Source organism: Paenarthrobacter nitroguajacolicus, from assembly GCF_031455195.1.
Classification (GTDB): Bacteria; Actinomycetota; Actinomycetes; order Actinomycetales; family Micrococcaceae; genus Arthrobacter; species Arthrobacter nitroguajacolicus_D.
In genome coordinates this window covers 510,507-526,378 of record NZ_JAVDSH010000001.1, presented here as the reverse complement: position 1 = coordinate 526,378, position 15,872 = coordinate 510,507, and the positions used below count along the sequence as shown (strand labels likewise).

General features: G+C 62.3%; 16 protein-coding genes. 10 read left to right on the top strand and 6 right to left on the bottom strand.

All coding sequences use genetic code 11. The features are described 5' to 3' along the window. The first annotated feature begins 130 nt into the window (after positions 1-130). Genes J2Y68_RS02475 through J2Y68_RS02460 form a run of 4 tightly spaced genes read left to right on the top strand, consistent with a single transcriptional unit; the run spans position 131 to position 6,679 of the window. Positions 131-1,279 (top strand): acetate/propionate family kinase, encoded by a 1,149-nt coding sequence (locus J2Y68_RS02475; RefSeq protein WP_309989246.1) that lies wholly within the window; start codon positions 131-133, stop codon positions 1,277-1,279. A gap of 7 nt (positions 1,280-1,286) precedes the next feature. After that, the gene (locus J2Y68_RS02470; protein WP_309989243.1) at positions 1,287-3,704 is read left to right on the top strand and encodes a phosphoketolase family protein; all 2,418 of its coding nucleotides are present in this window, start codon (positions 1,287-1,289) and stop codon (positions 3,702-3,704) included. Next, positions 3,689-6,406, top strand: coding sequence for a magnesium-translocating P-type ATPase (gene mgtA, locus J2Y68_RS02465; RefSeq protein ID WP_309989240.1), 2,718 nt, complete (start codon positions 3,689-3,691; stop codon positions 6,404-6,406). Before J2Y68_RS02470 ends, mgtA begins: the two co-directional genes overlap by 16 nt. Positions 6,407-6,421: 15 nt before the next feature. Continuing rightward, entirely contained in the window at positions 6,422-6,679 is a 258-nt protein-coding gene (locus J2Y68_RS02460; RefSeq protein WP_309989237.1) for a hypothetical protein, read from the top strand. 130 nt (positions 6,680-6,809) lie between these two features. Here J2Y68_RS02460 and J2Y68_RS02455 read toward each other — a convergent pair whose 3' ends face one another. From J2Y68_RS02455 to J2Y68_RS02440, 4 genes are all read right to left on the bottom strand, one after another. Next, positions 6,810-7,397, bottom strand: coding sequence for a fatty acid desaturase family protein (locus J2Y68_RS02455; protein WP_463675847.1), 588 nt, complete (start codon positions 7,395-7,397; stop codon positions 6,810-6,812). After that, complete coding sequence (locus tag J2Y68_RS02450) at positions 7,301-7,519, bottom strand: hypothetical protein (protein WP_309989235.1); 219 nt, start codon at positions 7,517-7,519, stop codon at positions 7,301-7,303. The genes J2Y68_RS02455 and J2Y68_RS02450 overlap by 97 nt, the downstream gene beginning before the upstream one ends. A gap of 118 nt (positions 7,520-7,637) precedes the next feature. Further along, positions 7,638-9,536, bottom strand: coding sequence for an alpha/beta fold hydrolase (locus tag J2Y68_RS02445; RefSeq protein ID WP_309989232.1), 1,899 nt, complete (start codon positions 9,534-9,536; stop codon positions 7,638-7,640). Beyond that, positions 9,533-10,132, bottom strand: a complete 600-nt coding sequence (locus J2Y68_RS02440) for a TetR/AcrR family transcriptional regulator (protein WP_309989230.1) — start codon at positions 10,130-10,132, stop codon at positions 9,533-9,535. Before J2Y68_RS02440 ends, J2Y68_RS02445 begins: the two co-directional genes overlap by 4 nt. Before the next feature lie 252 nt (positions 10,133-10,384). On the opposite strand from J2Y68_RS02440, the gene J2Y68_RS02435 reads away from it, so the two are divergent. The 5 genes from J2Y68_RS02435 (at position 10,385) to J2Y68_RS02415 (ending at position 13,701) form a co-directional block, all read left to right on the top strand. After that, positions 10,385-10,642, top strand: a complete 258-nt coding sequence (locus J2Y68_RS02435; protein WP_309989226.1) for a hypothetical protein — start codon at positions 10,385-10,387, stop codon at positions 10,640-10,642. A 417-nt stretch (positions 10,643-11,059) separates the two neighbouring features. Then, positions 11,060-11,650 (top strand): molybdopterin-dependent oxidoreductase, encoded by a 591-nt coding sequence (locus tag J2Y68_RS02430; protein ID WP_309989224.1) that lies wholly within the window; start codon positions 11,060-11,062, stop codon positions 11,648-11,650. Between the two features lie 10 nt (positions 11,651-11,660). Further along, positions 11,661-12,398 (top strand): FAD-binding oxidoreductase, encoded by a 738-nt coding sequence (locus tag J2Y68_RS02425; RefSeq protein WP_309989221.1) that lies wholly within the window; start codon positions 11,661-11,663, stop codon positions 12,396-12,398. Beyond that, complete coding sequence (locus tag J2Y68_RS02420) at positions 12,395-12,727, top strand: DUF6510 family protein (protein WP_309989218.1); 333 nt, start codon at positions 12,395-12,397, stop codon at positions 12,725-12,727. The genes J2Y68_RS02425 and J2Y68_RS02420 overlap by 4 nt, the downstream gene beginning before the upstream one ends. 140 nt (positions 12,728-12,867) lie before the next feature. Then, entirely contained in the window at positions 12,868-13,701 is an 834-nt protein-coding gene (locus J2Y68_RS02415) for an aldo/keto reductase (RefSeq protein WP_309989215.1), read from the top strand. Between the two features lie 119 nt (positions 13,702-13,820). Here J2Y68_RS02415 and J2Y68_RS02410 read toward each other — a convergent pair whose 3' ends face one another. Next, on the bottom strand, positions 13,821-14,429 hold the full coding sequence (locus J2Y68_RS02410) for a hypothetical protein (RefSeq protein WP_309989213.1): 609 nt from the start codon (positions 14,427-14,429) through the stop codon (positions 13,821-13,823). 177 nt (positions 14,430-14,606) lie between these two features. On the opposite strand from J2Y68_RS02410, the gene J2Y68_RS02405 reads away from it, so the two are divergent. Beyond that, positions 14,607-14,888: a hypothetical protein gene (locus tag J2Y68_RS02405; RefSeq protein WP_309989210.1), complete on the top strand. Its 282-nt coding sequence runs from the start codon at positions 14,607-14,609 to the stop codon at positions 14,886-14,888. 365 nt (positions 14,889-15,253) lie between these two features. Here the strand turns inward: J2Y68_RS02405 and J2Y68_RS02400 are convergent, their stop codons facing one another. Then, on the bottom strand, positions 15,254-15,865 hold the full coding sequence (locus J2Y68_RS02400; protein WP_309989208.1) for a TetR/AcrR family transcriptional regulator: 612 nt from the start codon (positions 15,863-15,865) through the stop codon (positions 15,254-15,256). Positions 15,866-15,872 lie beyond the last annotated feature (7 nt).

Genomic DNA, 15,872 nt, shown 5'->3' with positions numbered 1-15,872 from the left:
ATGGTCTCAACTATCGGTTGGCTGGGCGGCAGCCGCAAGGGCCGGAAGACCCTCCCAATGAAAGGCTCAGTGCGTTAGGGTCCACAGGGAGAGCCAGGTTCCGTTGCGGTGGTGGTGAGGTGGGAAGAACATGCGCGTCCTTGTGCTGAACCCTGGCTCCTCCTCGCTGAAATACCACTTGCGGGACACCTCAGCTCCCGATGCCGCTGCCGGCCTGCTGATGTCCGGACAAGTGGACTGGCCAGCCGATGAGCGTTCCAGCCAAGACGGCCTGCACGCTGCTTTTGACGAACTGGATGCCACCATTAAGGGCCTCGGATCTTCGGGGCCCGCGGCGATTGGACACCGCGTAGTCCACGGCGGCCTGCGGTTCAACACCCCGGTACGTGTCACGGCGGACGTCATATCCGCCATTGAAGACCTCAGTCCCTTGGCGCCACTCCACAACCCGGCCAGTATTGCCTGCATGGACGCGGCAGGGAGACGGTGGCCCGACCTCCCACAGGTGGCCGTCTTTGACACAGCGTTCCATCGGTCTATTCCCGAGTTTGCTGCCCGCTACGCTATTCCAGAGGACGCATACCAGGCCCATCCGGTTCGGCGCTACGGTTTCCACGGAATCTCGGTGGAGATGGCCTGCCGTGACACAGCGGAGTTCCTCGACGTGGCGTCTCTGAATGCGATAGTGGCCCACGTTGGCAACGGCGCGTCCGTCACAGCCGTCAAGAACGGGCTTAGTGTGGATACCTCCATGGGCATGACCCCCTTGGAAGGGCTCGTCATGGGCACGCGCTCCGGAGATCTGGATCCGTCCGTGGTCCTGTTGCTACAGCAAGAAGGGGCAACTGCGGACGAAGTCGACCACCTCCTGAACCACCAATCGGGGTTGCTGGCCGTTGCAGGATCCGCCGACATGCGGACGGTTGAAAGAGCTGCGGGCCGCGGCGAACCCCAGGCCCGGCTTGCCCTGGACATGGCCGCCTACCGTCTCGCCAAGTACATAGCGGCCTACTCCATGGTGGTTGACCAACCTGGCGCCCTGGTGTTCACAGGTGGTGTGGGCGAGAACTCCCACATATTCAGGGCCAAGGTGGTGGGCTGGTTGGCGCCGCTGGGCCTTGCACTTGACCAGGGCCTGAACACGGCCGACCAGGCCCGCATCCGCACAATCAGCACCACGGAATCCGCATTTCCGGTGCTTGTAGTACCCAGCGACGAAGAACGTGCCATTGCAGAATCGACGGCGGCGTTGCTCGCCACGGCAGTAAGGAAGGTTTGAGCGCGACATGAATCTGGACAAGAACGCCACCTATACCGACCGTAAGCCTGAACAAGAGAACTTTGACCTCTTGCACCGATACTGGTCCGCGGCCAACTACCTGACCGTCGCCCAAATCTACCTGCAGGAAAACCCCCTGCTCCGGGAACCGCTGCAAGCACAACACATCAAACCCAGGCTCTTAGGTCACTGGGGCACAAGCCCCGGGTTGTCCCTCATCTATGCGCACCTCAACCGCCTCATTCGTCGCACGAGCGCGGAGGTTCTGTTCGTGGCCGGTCCCGGCCATGGAGGTCCCGCCGTCGTCGCCAATACCTATCTGGAGGGCTGCTACTCGGAGGTTTATCCGGCCGTTGGCAAAAACCTGGAAGGGCTTCGAAGACTCGTTCGGCAGTTTTCGACGCCGGGAGGCGTCGCCAGCCACGTCGGCCCGGCCACTCCTGGCTCCATCCACGAAGGCGGAGAACTGGGATATTCCCTGATGCACGCCACCGGTGCGGCCATGGACAACCCGGACCTGATCGTTGCCTGTGTCATCGGTGATGGAGAGGCAGAAACAGGTCCACTCGAAGGCTCTTGGAAAGCGCCCTCGTTCATTAACCCGCTCAGGGACGGGGCGGTCCTTCCAATCCTCCACCTCAACGGTCACAAGATCTCAGGCCCCACCGTCCTGGGCAGACGTACGAACAAGGATGTAGCGTCGCTGCTGCAAGCGCACGGCTGGGATCCCGTCATCGTCGCCGGCGACGACCCCGCCGTCGTCCACCCCGCCCTGGCCTCAGCGTTGGACTCGGCCTACGCATCCATCCGCGCCATCCAGTCCCACGCCCGCACAGAAGGAGTCACCGGGCCCTCACGATGGCCCGCCATCATCCTGCGCACCCCCAAAGGATGGACCGGACCGGTGACAGTGGACGGAAAGCCCGTAGAGGGAACCCACCGTTCCCACCAAGTCCCGCTGGCCGGGGTCCGGGAGAACCCCGGGCACCTGCAGCAACTTGAAGCGTGGATGCGCTCGTACCACCCGGAAGAACTTTTCGACGCCGACGGGTGCCTTCTCGCCGAACTCGCCCACCTCGCCCCCACAGGCGATCTACGCATGGGCGCGCTTCCTGCCAGCCGCGGGAAGGGAAGCCGAAACCTCGCCATCCCCGATCTTGGCCGGTACGCCATCAAAACTGTTCCCCGCGGCGGTGTGATGCACGAGAGCACCAAACCGCTGGGGGAGATGCTGCGGGATATCTACATCGATACCGCCAGAGACCCAAGGTTCCGCCTGTTCTGCCCCGACGAAACCAACAGCAACAGGCTCGGCGCCGTCTTCGAAGCAACCGATAGATGCCTCCTCGAACCAGCCGCTACAAGGGAAGCGGCACTCGCTGACGATCATGTTTCCGCCAACGGACGCGTGATGGAGGTCCTGTCCGAACACTTATGCCAAGGCTGGCTGGAAGGATATGTGCTGACGGGCCGGCACGGTCTGTTCGCCAGCTATGAAGCCTTCGCGATGGTGAGCGCTTCCATGACAATCCAGCACGCCAAATGGCTCCAACATGCAAGGGACCTGGAGTGGCGGCAACCCGTGCCAAGCCTGAACATCCTGCTGACCTCTACGTGTTGGCGGAACGATCACAACGGTTTCAGCCATCAAGGCCCTGGCCTTATCGACACGGTTCTGTCTCTGTCCAGCACCGTCATCCGCGTCTACTTCCCTCCCGATGCGAACACGCTGCTGGTCACTGCCGAGCACATGCTCCAAAGCAAGGACTATGTGAATCTGGTGGTGATCGATAAGCAGGAACATCCTCAGTATCTGACCCTCGAAGAGGCGCGGGAACATGCAGCCGTTGGCGCATCGATCTGGGATTGGGCTGGACATGAAACTTCCGGGACCTCGGGCGGCAAGGGCCCGGACATCGTCCTGGGATGTGCTGGCGATGTTCCCACGCAGGAGACGTTGGCGGCCGCTTGGCTCCTCAGGCGGTATGTCCCTGAGATGTCCGTCCGGGTAGTCAATGTCATGGATGCCATGGTGTTGCCGCCTCCGGAGACGCATCCGCATGGGCTTTCCGGTGGCAAATTTGAAGAACTCTTCACCTCCGATACGGACGTGGTGATGGCCTGGCATGGGTACGCGAGGGCCTTGCATCAGCTCCTGCATGGTCGGCCGCATCCCGAGCGGTTCCATGTCCGGGGATACAACGAGCAAGGCACAACCACCACGCCGTTCGACATGGTGGTCCTGAACAAAGTCAGCCGGTACCACCTGGTGATGGAAGCCCTCCGCCGGGCCCGTGGTCAGTTCGAAGGATCCGAGCACCTGCTGGAGCTTTGTCGGACGCAACTGGACGCCCACTCCCGCTACATCCGCAAGTACTTTGAAGACCTTCCCGAAATCCGGGACTGGGTGTGGACGCCACAGTAAGTCGGGAGGGGAACTTCCCCCAGCTATCCACTGCGACAGCCGCCAGTCTGGACGCCGGTCAGGTCCTGAGCCGGTTGGCTTCCGGCCCGGCTGGCTTGTCGGATCAGGAATCGGCGGCCCGGTTGGCCATTGTGGGACCGAATGCGGTTCTGTCGCACAAGGCCAATGCCTGGGGTGTGCTGGGGCGACAGCTCGGCAGCCCCATTCTGATCTTGTTATTCGTCACCGCGTCGGTGTCGTTGTTTTTGGGGGACGCAACCAACTCAATAGTGATCGGGGCAATCCTTCTGGTCAGCGTGGGTCTGGGATTCAGTAACGAATTCCGGGCCGAGCGCGCCTCGGAATCGCTGCACTCACAGATCACCCACCAGGCTCTGGTACTTCGGGAGGGCAGGACCCTGGCCGTAGACGTGACAGCCGTGGTGCCTGGCGACCTCGTCCAGCTGGGGCTCGGGACAATTATTCCTGCCGACCTGCGACTGCTGGAAACCAACAATCTCCTCTGTGATGAGAGCATCCTTACCGGGGAGTCACTGCCAACGGCAAAAGATCCTTCTCCTGTACCCGGTGGCGTGGGGCTTGCCGATCGGATATCGTGCGCGTTCATGGGCACCGTGGTTCATTCCGGCGGGGGAACCGGGGTGGTCGTGGCTACTGGAAGCGGCACAGAGTTCGGTCGGATCGCCGCGGGCTTGGGAGAGCGCCAACCGCAGACTGAGTTCCAGCTCGGCCTTCGACGTTTCTCGTTCCTCTTGCTGCAAGTTGCCATCGGCCTGACCACGCTGATCTTCATCATCAACGTCCTGCTTCGACGGCCCATCATTGAATCCCTGCTCTTTTCCCTGGCCATCGCTGTCGGCATTACGCCTCAGCTTCTCCCCGCTGTCGTCAGTACCAGCCTGGCTGCCGGGACACGCCTTCTGGCCAAGCAGAAAGTACTCGTCAAACGGTTGGTCTGCATCGAGGACCTGGGCGACATGGACATCCTGGTCACCGATAAGACCGGAACCCTGACCGAAGGAACGATCAGTTACACCGGACCGTTGCTGGTAGCCCCGGATGTAACCCAAGATCAAGTACTCACCATGGGACTGCTGGCGACAGAGGCGGACTACAGTGAGGCCAAACACTCTATCGCCGGACAAAACCCGTTGGACACTGCCCTCTGGGCCAGCACTCCGGCAGACCGGCTTACCCCTGAACGATTTACACGTTTGGATCTCATCAGCTTTGATCACGAACGGCGCCGTACCACCGTGCTGGTCCACGAACCCGAACATGGGGAACAGCTGATCACCAAGGGCGCCCCGGAAGACGTCCTGGCCCTGTGCCGTCCAACGACCAAGGCCGCACTGGAGTTGCTCAATGAGCAGTTTGACGCAGGCTCCCGGGTTGTGGCGGTTGCCTGCCGTGACGTCCCTGGACTGCGACAAATTACAGAAGCGGATGAACACGATTTCACCCTGGCGGGTTTCCTGATCTTTCTGGATCGGCCCAAAGCGAACGTCAAGGCGTCACTTGACCAGCTTCAGTCGTTACAGATCACAGTGAAGATTGCCACCGGCGACAACGCCAAGGTCGCCGAGAAAGTCTGCGCCGATATTGGAATTATTTCCGGTGGCACCCTCAACGGCGCCGAGATCGATGGGATGTCCGATGATGAACTGGCCTCCACGGCACGGTCCGCTTCCATTTTTGCCCGCGTGTCCCCGGAACATAAAGCACGAATTATCACTGCCCTGCGCAAGAGTGGCGGCTCCGTAGGGTTCTTGGGAGACGGGGTCAACGACGCCTTGGCCCTGCACAAGGCCGACATCGGCATCTCAGTGGATTCGGCCACCGACGTCGCCAAGGACGCAGCCGATGTCATCCTGCTCGATAAGGACCTTGGAGTCCTCGCCGCGGGTGTCGCGGAGGGGAGGCGCATCTTCGCGAACACCATCAAGTACGTCCTGATGGGAACATCGAGCAATTTCGGGAACATGTTCAGCGCGGCGACCGCCTCGGCTGTGTTGAACTTCGTGCCCATGCTGCCAAGCCAGATCCTGCTCAATAACCTGCTTTACGATGCCGGCCAGCTGGCGATCCCCACCGACAGGGTTGACAAGGAACAACTGCGTGCACCGGCGCACTGGAACATTGCCTTCATTCGACGCTTCATGCTTCTCTTCGGCCCCATCAGCTCAGTCTTTGACTTCGCAACCTTCGCGCTGATGCTCATGGTGTTCAACGCTCTGCCCGGGGAGTTCCGCGCTGGATGGTTCATCGAATCAATCGCTACACAAACCCTGATTATTTTCGCCATTCGTACCCGCAAAGTGCCCTTCCTCCGCAGCAGGCCCTCGGTGGGGCTGACCTCCGCATCGCTGGGCGTCGTCGCCGTAGGAGTCGCTTTGCCTCTGTCACCGATCGGACCATGGCTCGGCTTTGATCCATTGCCGGCACCCTTCTTTCTTGCCCTTCTCGGCATGGTGATCGTCTACCTGACCATGGTGGAGTTCGCCAAACGGTGGTTCTTCTCCCGCGCCAAGCAACAGGCACCCGCTACCACAATGCCTATTCCTCGGCGCCGGGCAACCCATCATATCAGCCGACGGGCGTCCCGTTTCAGCATCCCCGGAAAACTGCGCGGCGTGACAGTGAAACCTTCTATAGATGATCACTCCGACACCATCGCACCACGAACGTCTGCTGGGAATTGAAAGGAATGTTGGTCCATGCACATCGCCGTTGAGTACTCCTTCCGGTTTCACTACCAAGACACCACCCACGAGGTCCTCGTGCCAGCAGAACAGTTGCTGGGTGTGCCCCTGGACGTCGACGTCGTCCGCCAAATGGTGGAGAACGATGCGACCTTGCTGGCGGACCTCTTCGGAGAGCTCCTGCCCCAATATCTGTTGATGGTCAAAGATCCGGTCTACTGGTCCCAAGACCTTGAACGGGAGTCGGAGGTGATCAAGCTGGTCGAAGCGTGAGAATGAGGCGGGGTATGGGGCAACAACACCAGCGCAGGGACCAAGGACACCGCTGGACCATGGGAATGGGACCGACGAGCGCGATCTTTGCGTGGATGACAAGTCTTTGGAAGGCTCCGAGTCGCTCCCTTTAGCGCCGGTGCTCCCCGGCGAGGGGGCAGGTGAAGGGGTCAGCAGCCGCGAGACCTACCGTGTTGAGGTAGCGGATGACGATTCCGTAGGAGTGCATAAGCCCAGTTTCGGTGTATGGGATCCCCATGAGAACGCAGTGTGCTTTCACAAGCTGACTTGCCTCGCCGAGATGGCGGCGGGGCATGTCGGGAAACAGATGGTGTTCGATCTGGTAGTTGAGCCCACCCATGAAGAATGTCACGAACCTGCCTCCCGTGATATTGCGGGACGTGAGCACCTGCCGGCTCAGGAAGTCGGCACGACTGTTTTCGGGAAGAATGGGCATCCCTTTGTGGTTTGGCGCAAAGGTGCCGCCCATGTACAACCCGAAAACGGCCACTTGAACCGCGATAAATGCCGCAGCGACGCCAGGGGAGAGAGCAACGAACAGAAGTCCAATGTAGGTGCCAAAGCGCAGACCCAGTAGGCCATGCTCAAGCCAACGGAACTTCACTGGGCCGCGGCCAACACGTAACCAGGCACGGCCGAGATCTGGCAAGCCATCGCCCCGGGCCCGCTGTCGAATGCGACCGTGACCGCTACACATGCCTCGGGCAGTTGGCAGGCCGCCATGACAGTGGTGGCCTTCCGCGGGGCGGACACCACGGCAGGTCCGGCGCTGGGCGCGAGCGCCGCCTCGGGTGCGCCGATGGCCACCCTGACCACCACGAGGGCCGGTTCCTGGGTCTGGGGGCGTCGGCACGGACTGGTCCAACCCGATATCCTCCTTCAGCGCCTTAGGCCTTGGCACCATCGGCAGTCTCCGGTACTCGTGATAACCATGGCTTCAACGCCGGCCGGTAGCGCTTGCATGGTTGGTGGACCGGCCTGCCGTGACGCCAGGGCCGTGGATGCGCGTATCAGTGTGTGCGCTGGAACTCTGGGCTTGCCGTCGCGCAAGAGGTCCTTTGAGCAGGTCCACGAGAGTATCGCCATGGGTCAGTTGCGGATGGTGCCCGGCGCCCGGCACCGAAATGAGTTCAACGTTGGGATGTGACTCCAGCTGCCCAACTGTGCCCGGAGCGATTGGGTCGTCGCTTCCCGTGATGATGCGGACCGGCCCGCTGAATCGCGCAAGTGATTCCCGGAGTTCGGCACGCCACTGCTTCGATCCCGCGAGGGCGAGATGCGCGGCCACCCCCTTGGCGCAGCTTCGCTTGAGGTCCGCCACGCTGGACTTGAGGGCGTCCGAGTTCGCATCCGTACCGGTCAGTTGGCGCGACAGTCGCAACGGGCTGGTGTGACGTAGATATGTACGTACGAGCGGCTGCAGCCTGGCCGAGGCACCCATTCGCGCTTGGAGGAAGAACGGTGCGATCAAGGTGAGGGACTTTACCCGCTCCGGGAATCGGTCAGCCGCGACTACTGCCGCAGCCGCACCAATGGAATGACCGATGAGGTCAGCAGGTTCCCCACCGAGGATGGCGGGCAGCCACTGTTCCCAGTCCTGGACGCCCGTTCCGCCGCTGAGACCGAGTCCTGGGAGATCGACGGCGCGCGCTCCGATGCCCGAGGCCACTTCGGCCCATGTGTCTGCGTTGACTGGCAAGCCGGGCAGGATCACCCGGTTTGATCCGGGCAGGCCGAGCTCGAATGTCCTTAGGCCTCCGGCGTCGACGAATCGACGGCCATCCGCATTGCCGGCACCAAACCGATGCGCGGCCAGGTAATCGGCCCACCGTTTGAGGGACACCAGCACGTCCGGCATCAGGATCCCGTGGTTGTCGGCAAACTCGACGGCGGATTGGGTCGGGTAGCGGTCGGCGGACATGAAGGTGAGTGTCTCGGGATCTGCTTTGGTGATCCGCTGAGGGAGCCGCTTGATCACAGCAACAGGCATTCTTAGGCGCGGGACCTTCGCACCGAGGTGCCGGCCGACGTGAGTGAGCAGGTCTGCCAGCGGCGGGGTGGCGTCGTCGAGAATCCAATAGGCCTTGCCCGCAGCGGTGGGATCGACGGCTGCTGCAGCCATGAAGGCCGCCAAGTAGTCGACCGTAACGACCGGGAGGAACGTCGTTTCGTTTCCCGGCAGCGCGGATACGGTGCCGTCCCAGAGCTGCTCGATAGTACTGGCCAGCCCGATGAGCTGATCGGACTCTCCGGTGACGCTGTCGCCGATCACACTGGATGGATTGACAATGGTCCAGGGGATCCCGAGCTCCAAGGCCTGGGCCTGGAAGATGGCGTCGGATTCCACCTTTGAGGCTTCGTAGGCGCCAAGTTCTTTGTAGGCAGCCGTGCGGTGGTCTTCTGACCACGGAACGGTGGTTGGGTCCTGTCCGCCGACGCGGTATCCGGACACGTGGACCACCCGCTGCAGTTTAGGGAGGTCCTCGGCGAAGTCCATCAGCTTCTCGACGATGCCGACGTTTGCGCTGCGTGCTTCCTGGGCGGTCATTCCGAAGCGGTAGGACCCGGCGCAGTTGTGGATCTCGGTGATGTACGGGAACGCCGCAGGGCCGCCCGCGACGATTTCCGGAGCATCGAAATCGACGATCGTCATGCTGATGCTCCGTGTTAGGCCATGCTGCCTCAGCCATTGCTTAACACGCTCTCCGGACTCGATAGTCCGAACTGCCGCCGTGACGTTCGCGCCAGCTTGGGCAAGGGCCAGGACGAGGTGCCTGCCGACCATCCCCGAGGCACCGAAGACCAAGGCGTGGCGGGGGCCTTCATGTGCTGTCATCGTGTCCTCCCAGCGCTCTCGAGACGCTGGTTAATGAGCTCTGCCACAATGTCAGCTGCCGAAGCCAAGGGTTGGGTGTCCTGCATGGCGCGGGAGACGATCACCGCACCCTCGATTGTCGACACAATGACCGTTGCCAGGGACCGGGCCTCCGCGGCGCGTAGACCGTTTGCCTCGAGCAACGCGGCCGTTGGGGTGATCCATGACTCGAAGGCGGTGGCGCACGCCTGCCGCAGTCGCTCGCTCTCCGCGCCCATCTCCAGGGTGACGACGGAGACCGGGCAACCCAGCCTGAAGTTGCTCTCGCTGACGATGATCGCCAAGGCCTCGATAGCGGCGCGGGCGGCCTCCGCCGCACCGCCCGCAGAAACTGCGGTCTCTGCAATGAGCGTCTCGAACTGCTTCGCGGCGAGTTCGACTGCTGCGACACCCAGGCCCTCCTTCCCATCGGGGAAGTGGAAGTAGATGGACCCTTTGGGTGCTGCGGCATGTTCGATCACAGCATTCAGGCCCGTGCCGCTGTAGCCGCTGGTCTGGATGAGTTGGAGCATGGACTCGGTGAGCCGCACCTTTGTCAGATTTCCTTTGGATGCCATAAAAACATAATAGACCGGTCTACATATTTTTGAAAATCCGCTCCTGCGCGTGAGTCTCCCCACGTTATTGTGAGCTATTCAAAATAAGAAGATAAACTCGGTATAGGCCAGAGCAGCCCTTGAGTACCGCACCGGTGGGCATTCCCGGGCCGGCAGGGCGCGCAACAAAACCGCAAACACCCTTCCGCTTGAGCGGTACTGGAATCCCCAACTGACCATGATCCTGAACCCCAAGGAGAACCCATTACTTTAATGACTGAACGCCCCGCAACCGCAACACCCGCCGCTGACACAGCTGCGGCCGTCACCGTCCTCGGCACCGCCCTGATCGGCGGCAGCTACGTAACGCTTTCCACAGCCAGCTCTCGGACGCGTGGTGAAGGTACCTACGTCACCGTCCCCGGCAACCGAAAAGTGTCTCCGGTTACTCGTGGCAGCTATGTCACGGTACCCGGCGCTCCCGACGGCCCTGACGGCGGCAGCTACGTAACGCTTTCCAAGGCAGCCTAAGCCCAGTCGGAGATAGGCGGTGCGGGCCGGTCATAAACGCGCCGGTTCCGGCCGGAGGGGCGCTTGTTCCGCCCCGTGGCTTTTTTGTGGGCAGCAGGTAGTTCTTCCGGAGATTTACCAAGGTCCACAGCTCGTTCAGCAAGACTATTTCCTTCGGCCCTTCGTATCTTCCGCGGCACCCCGCGGCACCCCGCGGCACTTCGCCGCCGCCGTCAGCTGCGGCCGAGCGTTCGCCCGCGACCAGCTCGTCACGGACACGGCCAGCACTTTCGCGAGCATCCCTAACTGAGGCACCACCGGGATTCCGCGAGCACACTGGCTGAGTCCCGTCGCTCTCTGGACCCCGGCTGAAGGTTGCCCTATGGTGGGGGAATCAACGGCCTTTGGCCGGGTGGAGCTCCACTGCGGAGGTGCATCATGGGTATCATTTCGTCCGGATTCCGTGGACGGCGGTCGGAAAATACCGCCCTGCCTCCCGGGCAGCATGAGACACACGATTTCCCCGTCCTGACGGCGGGACCCGCTCCGCTGATCCCCATAGACACATGGGAGTTCTTCATCACCACGGGGGAAGGCCAGCGGTATTCCTGGTCCTGGGATGACTTCATGGCTTTGCCGCAGGAGGAAATTACCCAGGACATTCACTGTGTGACCAGTTGGTCCAAGCTTGGAACGAGCTGGCGAGGAGTGCCGGTGGACACGTTCTTCGAAAGCGTCGAAACGACCAGTGACTTCGCCACGGCCCACTCCTTCGGCGGCTATACAACGAACATTCCGCTGTGGGATCTCCTGGGCGGGAAGGCGTGGGTGGTGTCGGAATTCGGTGGAGAACCGCTTGCGCGGGCCCACGGCGGGCCAGCGCGGCTGCTGGTGCCTCACCTGTATTTCTGGAAAAGCGCCAAGTGGATTCACGGCTTGGAACTGACGGGGGAGGACGTTCCAGGCTTCTGGGAATCAAACGGCTATCACCTTCACGGGAATCCTTGGCGAGAGGAGCGGTACTCGTGAGGCGCCTGCAGTGAGCTCCGTGTGGCAGGTCGCGGAAGTGGTCGGCGGTACGGACGAAACCGACACAGCGCGGACCATACGGCTCCGGGTGGAGGGCCTTATGGGGCACCTGGCGGGCCAGCACATCGACATCCGACTTACCGCCGACGACGGGTACACCGCCATCCGCTCCTACTCGGTGGCGTCTGCCGGTATGGATGGGCATCTGGAAATTACCGTTGATGAACTGCCCGACGGCGAAGTGTCGCCCTATCTTGTGCGCAACCTGGCCGTGGGGGACCAATTGGAAATTCGCGGACCCGTAGGCGGCTGGTTTGTCTGGCGGCCCAGCAGGGTGAACCCTGTACAGCTGATCGGGGGAGGGTCCGGCGTGGTGCCACTGATGTCCATGATCCGCGCCCATCAGGCTTCCGGCAACGCGTCCCCATTCCGGTTGCTGTACTCCCTCAAGTCTCCCCACACGTTGCTCTACCGGGAGGAGTTACGCCGGTTGGAGCGCGAATCGGCCAAGCTGACCGTCGACTATGTTTATACGCGTTCGACGCCGGAGGGCTGGCCGGCCAAGCCGGCCCGCCTCACGGCCGACACCCTTTTGGCCAGGATCTTCCCTGCTGAGGAGAATCCCGACGTGTTCGTGTGCGGCCAAACGGTTTTCGTGGAGGCCGTAGCGGATTGGCTCGTGATGGCTGGCTATTCGGCGGAGTCGATACGGACCGAACGGTTTGGCGGGACGGGAGGCATCCAGTGAGCAGCGCCGACAACTTTGCTTACCCAGAACCCGAGGATCAGGACATTGACGCAGGACCCCACGAGCCCATTCCGTCTGTAGACGGGAACGCAGCGGCGGGCGCCCTGTCTGAAATCTTCCGGATCGACATCATCGCCGCGCTCGGGCGCTGCAGGCACTGCGGAGCAGTACGCGCCTTTGGGGCGGCCATGGTCTTTACCGACGCGCCGGGAATAGTGGTGCGGTGCCGTGATTGCCAGGGCGTCCTGCTGCGGTTGGTACAGACGCCTACCCGATATTGGTTGGATCTGAGCGGGCTTAGCTATTTGGAGATCGACCGTGAGGAGTAGGGCGCAGATACTTCCTATCGTGACCTTATCCGGCGGAGTAGATTGAAGAATCACGACGCGTTCCGTCATGGTGCCGAGGAGAAACGTCGTCCGGGATGCATCCCGGCAACAGGAACGGGTTTTTTCTGACGGGAGTTACGATGCGCGGAATAGCTCTTCCGTCCGGTGAGGCTGTCCCGGTGCTCGGGATCGGAACGTGGGGCATGGGGGAGCGCCCCGGCAGCGCCGGCCGAGAGACAGCGGCGATCCATACGGCCCTGGACTTGGGAATGTCCGTAGTGGATACCGCGGAGATGTATGGCAACGGTGCGGCCGAGGAACTCGTCGGAAGGGCGCTGGCAACACGGCGGGATGAAGCGTTCCTGGTCACTAAGGTCCTGCCGCATCACGCCACTTTGCGCGGAACCATCACCGCTTGCGAGGGTAGTCTCCGCCGCTTGGGAACGGACACCATCGACCTCTATCTGCTGCATTGGAGGGGCGGAGTTCCCTTGGCCGAAACACTCGAAGCCTTCGAACATCTGCAGCGGGCCGGAAAAATCCGTTACTGGGGCGTCAGCAACCTCGATGTGGCGGACATGGAAGAACTTGCGGGCTCGCCCGGCGGCCAGGACGTTGCGACCAACCAGGTGCTGTACAACCTGACCCGCCGGGGCATCGAGTTTGACCTGTTGCCGCACTGCGTCAGGAGGGGTATCCCGGTTATGGCGTATTCGCCGCTGGAGCAGGGGCGTATGCTGACTGATCCTGTGCTGGCCCGCATCGCTTCAGAACATGGCACCAGTCCAGCGCAGATAGCCCTCACCTGGGTGCTCAGGCAGCCCCTCGTCCTGGCAATTCCTAAAGCTTCCAGCCCGCAGCATGTCCAGGAATGTCACCTGGCACTCGACGTGCGGCTCACTCCTCGCGACTTGGCTGACCTGGATCGCGCCCATCCTCCACCCAGCAACAAACGCGGGCTAGAGATGCTCTAGGGGACCCGCTCGAACACCATTGCGTGCACACCTCAGCTCCGACTTTCTTCGTCAAGCGGCCAGTCGGGAGATGGTGCTGGCCGCCTTCCTGCCTCGGCGTCAGTCATTTTTTCGCGCGGTCAGCGACGCGCAGCTTTCCTGGCGGCGTTCTTCAGTGCTTTGCGGGACACAGGCTTCAGGGCTTTTCGCGCAGCCTCGTCGGCTAAGGCACGGTGGCGGCGGGCATCGATCACATCATTCCAGAGTGCTGTGGCAAAGGCTCCGCCGTCCTGGGCATACACGTGATAGGGGTAGCCGGAAAAGGCCGCGGGCGGTGTCTCCGCGCGGAGACCGGTTCCGGATGCCCGCGCTACGGCGTCGGCTATGGCCCACGTCTCGGTCAGGTGGGGCGTGAGGTTTTCCTGCACAAAGGCGTTGGCGTCGGGGGACTGCGCCGCCCGTTCGAGCAGGGAGTCAAGCCGTTCCGCGAGCAACCTGGAGGCCGCATCCTGAAGTGGGGTTCCGTCGGCCGTGGCCGCTTCAAGACCGGCCTCCTGTTCGGCGACGGCGTCGGCCCAGTCGCTGGTCAGGCGGAACGTCTGCAACGTGGGGAACCACACGATCGCCCCTGTGGCGTGGTTGTGGATGTGCTGCAGGCCGCTGCTTTTTTCCGTGGCCGCGTGGTCGTGACCAGCGGTGTCGGCGTCAGCCAGTACTTCGGACAAGGTCTTCGTGGGTGTCGGGTTCATGGTGATGACTGGGTGCTTCCTGTAGGGCGGGGCGTCGCTTCGTTCATCAGCACAACCGGCGGCGGGGACTGACTATTCCGCTTAGTCTGCCGTAGGCCGCAGCTGGGGGAGCTGAGTCGCCTCCGTGTGGGCCGCGCCCGCAACTCCGCATTCGAAGATATGTTCTAATCTTGTCTTATGAGACCTAAGCAAGACTCCAACGCTTTCGCCCGCATGATGGCCCAGACGGCCGCGGACGATAACCACCCCAAGCCTGACGACGGCAAGATCATGGAAATGGAAGCTGGAAGCCAGCCGTTGGTGCGGGTCAGTGAGATCTATGGGCGGGCGATCAAGTACACGCGGTCGTATGGCCTGGTCGAGTGGGTGGATGATCAGCGGGTTTACCACGTTCAGTGGTTCCCGGCGGGGCAGGTCAAGCGGGTGGATCAGGATGGGTGGAGAGGAAGGCCGCTCTAGTTCGGAATGCAGTGTCATTGCTAATTTCGCCATGTCCCGGCGGCCGAGTGAGGGTCAGCCGGGGGAGTGTGTACGGCTCCCGCATGGGACGGACCGTGATGCACGTCAGCGCATCCGCGTAGGTATCCTGCTCTGGTTTGTGGGCGCAAAAACGAGTACTCACTACTCGTGCGGACCGCCCTCCCAGGGTCTTTAGTTGGAGAAGCGGATTCCGCAGGCGACGGCGAATGTCCCCCAACCTCGCTGGGTTGCTTGCAGCGGGTCCGCCCGCCAGGGCCGGATAGCGGTACCCAGAAGCCTATCCGGCCCTCGGCATGACCCGGCAGAGTCTCATGCCCTTCACTTCGCCCCGGAATCGATGCCCCTCAGCCTATGGGCCACCAGTCCGGAAGAAGTTCGCGCAGGTCGGCGAGGAATTCGTCGACGGTTCGGGGTGAGGCTTCCAAAAGGCGCGACTCCAAGGCGCCCACCACGCCGTAGGCGATGAAGCGGGCCACCATGGGTGGTGGTACTTCGCGGCCGCCCGGTGCCGGTATTTCGACGGCCCGACGGGCGAGCAGTAGGCGGGCTGATGCCTCGAAGTGGGATCCGAGCATCGCGTGCAGCCCGCCGCTGCCGGTGTCCGTGACCAAACCCCGGCGGTAAATGTTTCGGTGCCGGTCTACGTGCCTGGCAACATCGGCGGTGACCGCGAGGATGGCCGGGCCGATGTCGCTTCCCGCGCTGAGGTGGGCTTCGCGGAGGACGTCCAGCTCCTCGGATAAAACCTGCCGGAGCAGCGCTGCAGGAGATGCGGCGTGCTGGTAGAACGTTGATCTGTTGACCCCGGCCGTGGAGGCGACCTGCCCGACGGACAGCGTTCCGGCGTCGTGCTCTGCTGCCAGGTCCAAGATGGCCGCCGCCAGCTTATCCCGGCTACGTCGGGCCCGAGGATCACGGTAAGCAGGTGCTTCAACGTCCTGTTTCGGTTCCAGCATTATGCAG

Excerpts from the sequence above, each read along its gene's own strand:
- J2Y68_RS02410 (WP_309989213.1), bottom strand. The coding sequence starts at position 14,429 with ATGAACCCGACACCCACGAAGACCTTGTCCGAAGTACTGGCTGACGCC.
- J2Y68_RS02460 (WP_309989237.1), top strand. The coding sequence starts at position 6,422 with ATGCACATCGCCGTTGAGTACTCCTTCCGGTTTCACTACCAAGACACC.
- J2Y68_RS02475 (WP_309989246.1), top strand. The coding sequence starts at position 131 with ATGCGCGTCCTTGTGCTGAACCCTGGCTCCTCCTCGCTGAAATACCAC.
- J2Y68_RS02405 (WP_309989210.1), top strand. The coding sequence starts at position 14,607 with ATGAGACCTAAGCAAGACTCCAACGCTTTCGCCCGCATGATGGCCCAG.
- J2Y68_RS02400 (WP_309989208.1), bottom strand. The coding sequence starts at position 15,865 with ATGCTGGAACCGAAACAGGACGTTGAAGCACCTGCTTACCGTGATCCT.
- J2Y68_RS02440 (WP_309989230.1), bottom strand. The coding sequence starts at position 10,132 with ATGGCATCCAAAGGAAATCTGACAAAGGTGCGGCTCACCGAGTCCATG.
- J2Y68_RS02435 (WP_309989226.1), top strand. The coding sequence starts at position 10,385 with ATGACTGAACGCCCCGCAACCGCAACACCCGCCGCTGACACAGCTGCG.
- J2Y68_RS02470 (WP_309989243.1), top strand. The coding sequence starts at position 1,287 with ATGAATCTGGACAAGAACGCCACCTATACCGACCGTAAGCCTGAACAA.
- J2Y68_RS02455 (WP_463675847.1), bottom strand. The coding sequence starts at position 7,397 with ATGTGTAGCGGTCACGGTCGCATTCGACAGCGGGCCCGGGGCGATGGC.
- J2Y68_RS02415 (WP_309989215.1), top strand. The coding sequence starts at position 12,868 with ATGCGCGGAATAGCTCTTCCGTCCGGTGAGGCTGTCCCGGTGCTCGGG.
- J2Y68_RS02430 (WP_309989224.1), top strand. The coding sequence starts at position 11,060 with ATGGGTATCATTTCGTCCGGATTCCGTGGACGGCGGTCGGAAAATACC.
- J2Y68_RS02445 (WP_309989232.1), bottom strand. The coding sequence starts at position 9,536 with ATGACAGCACATGAAGGCCCCCGCCACGCCTTGGTCTTCGGTGCCTCG.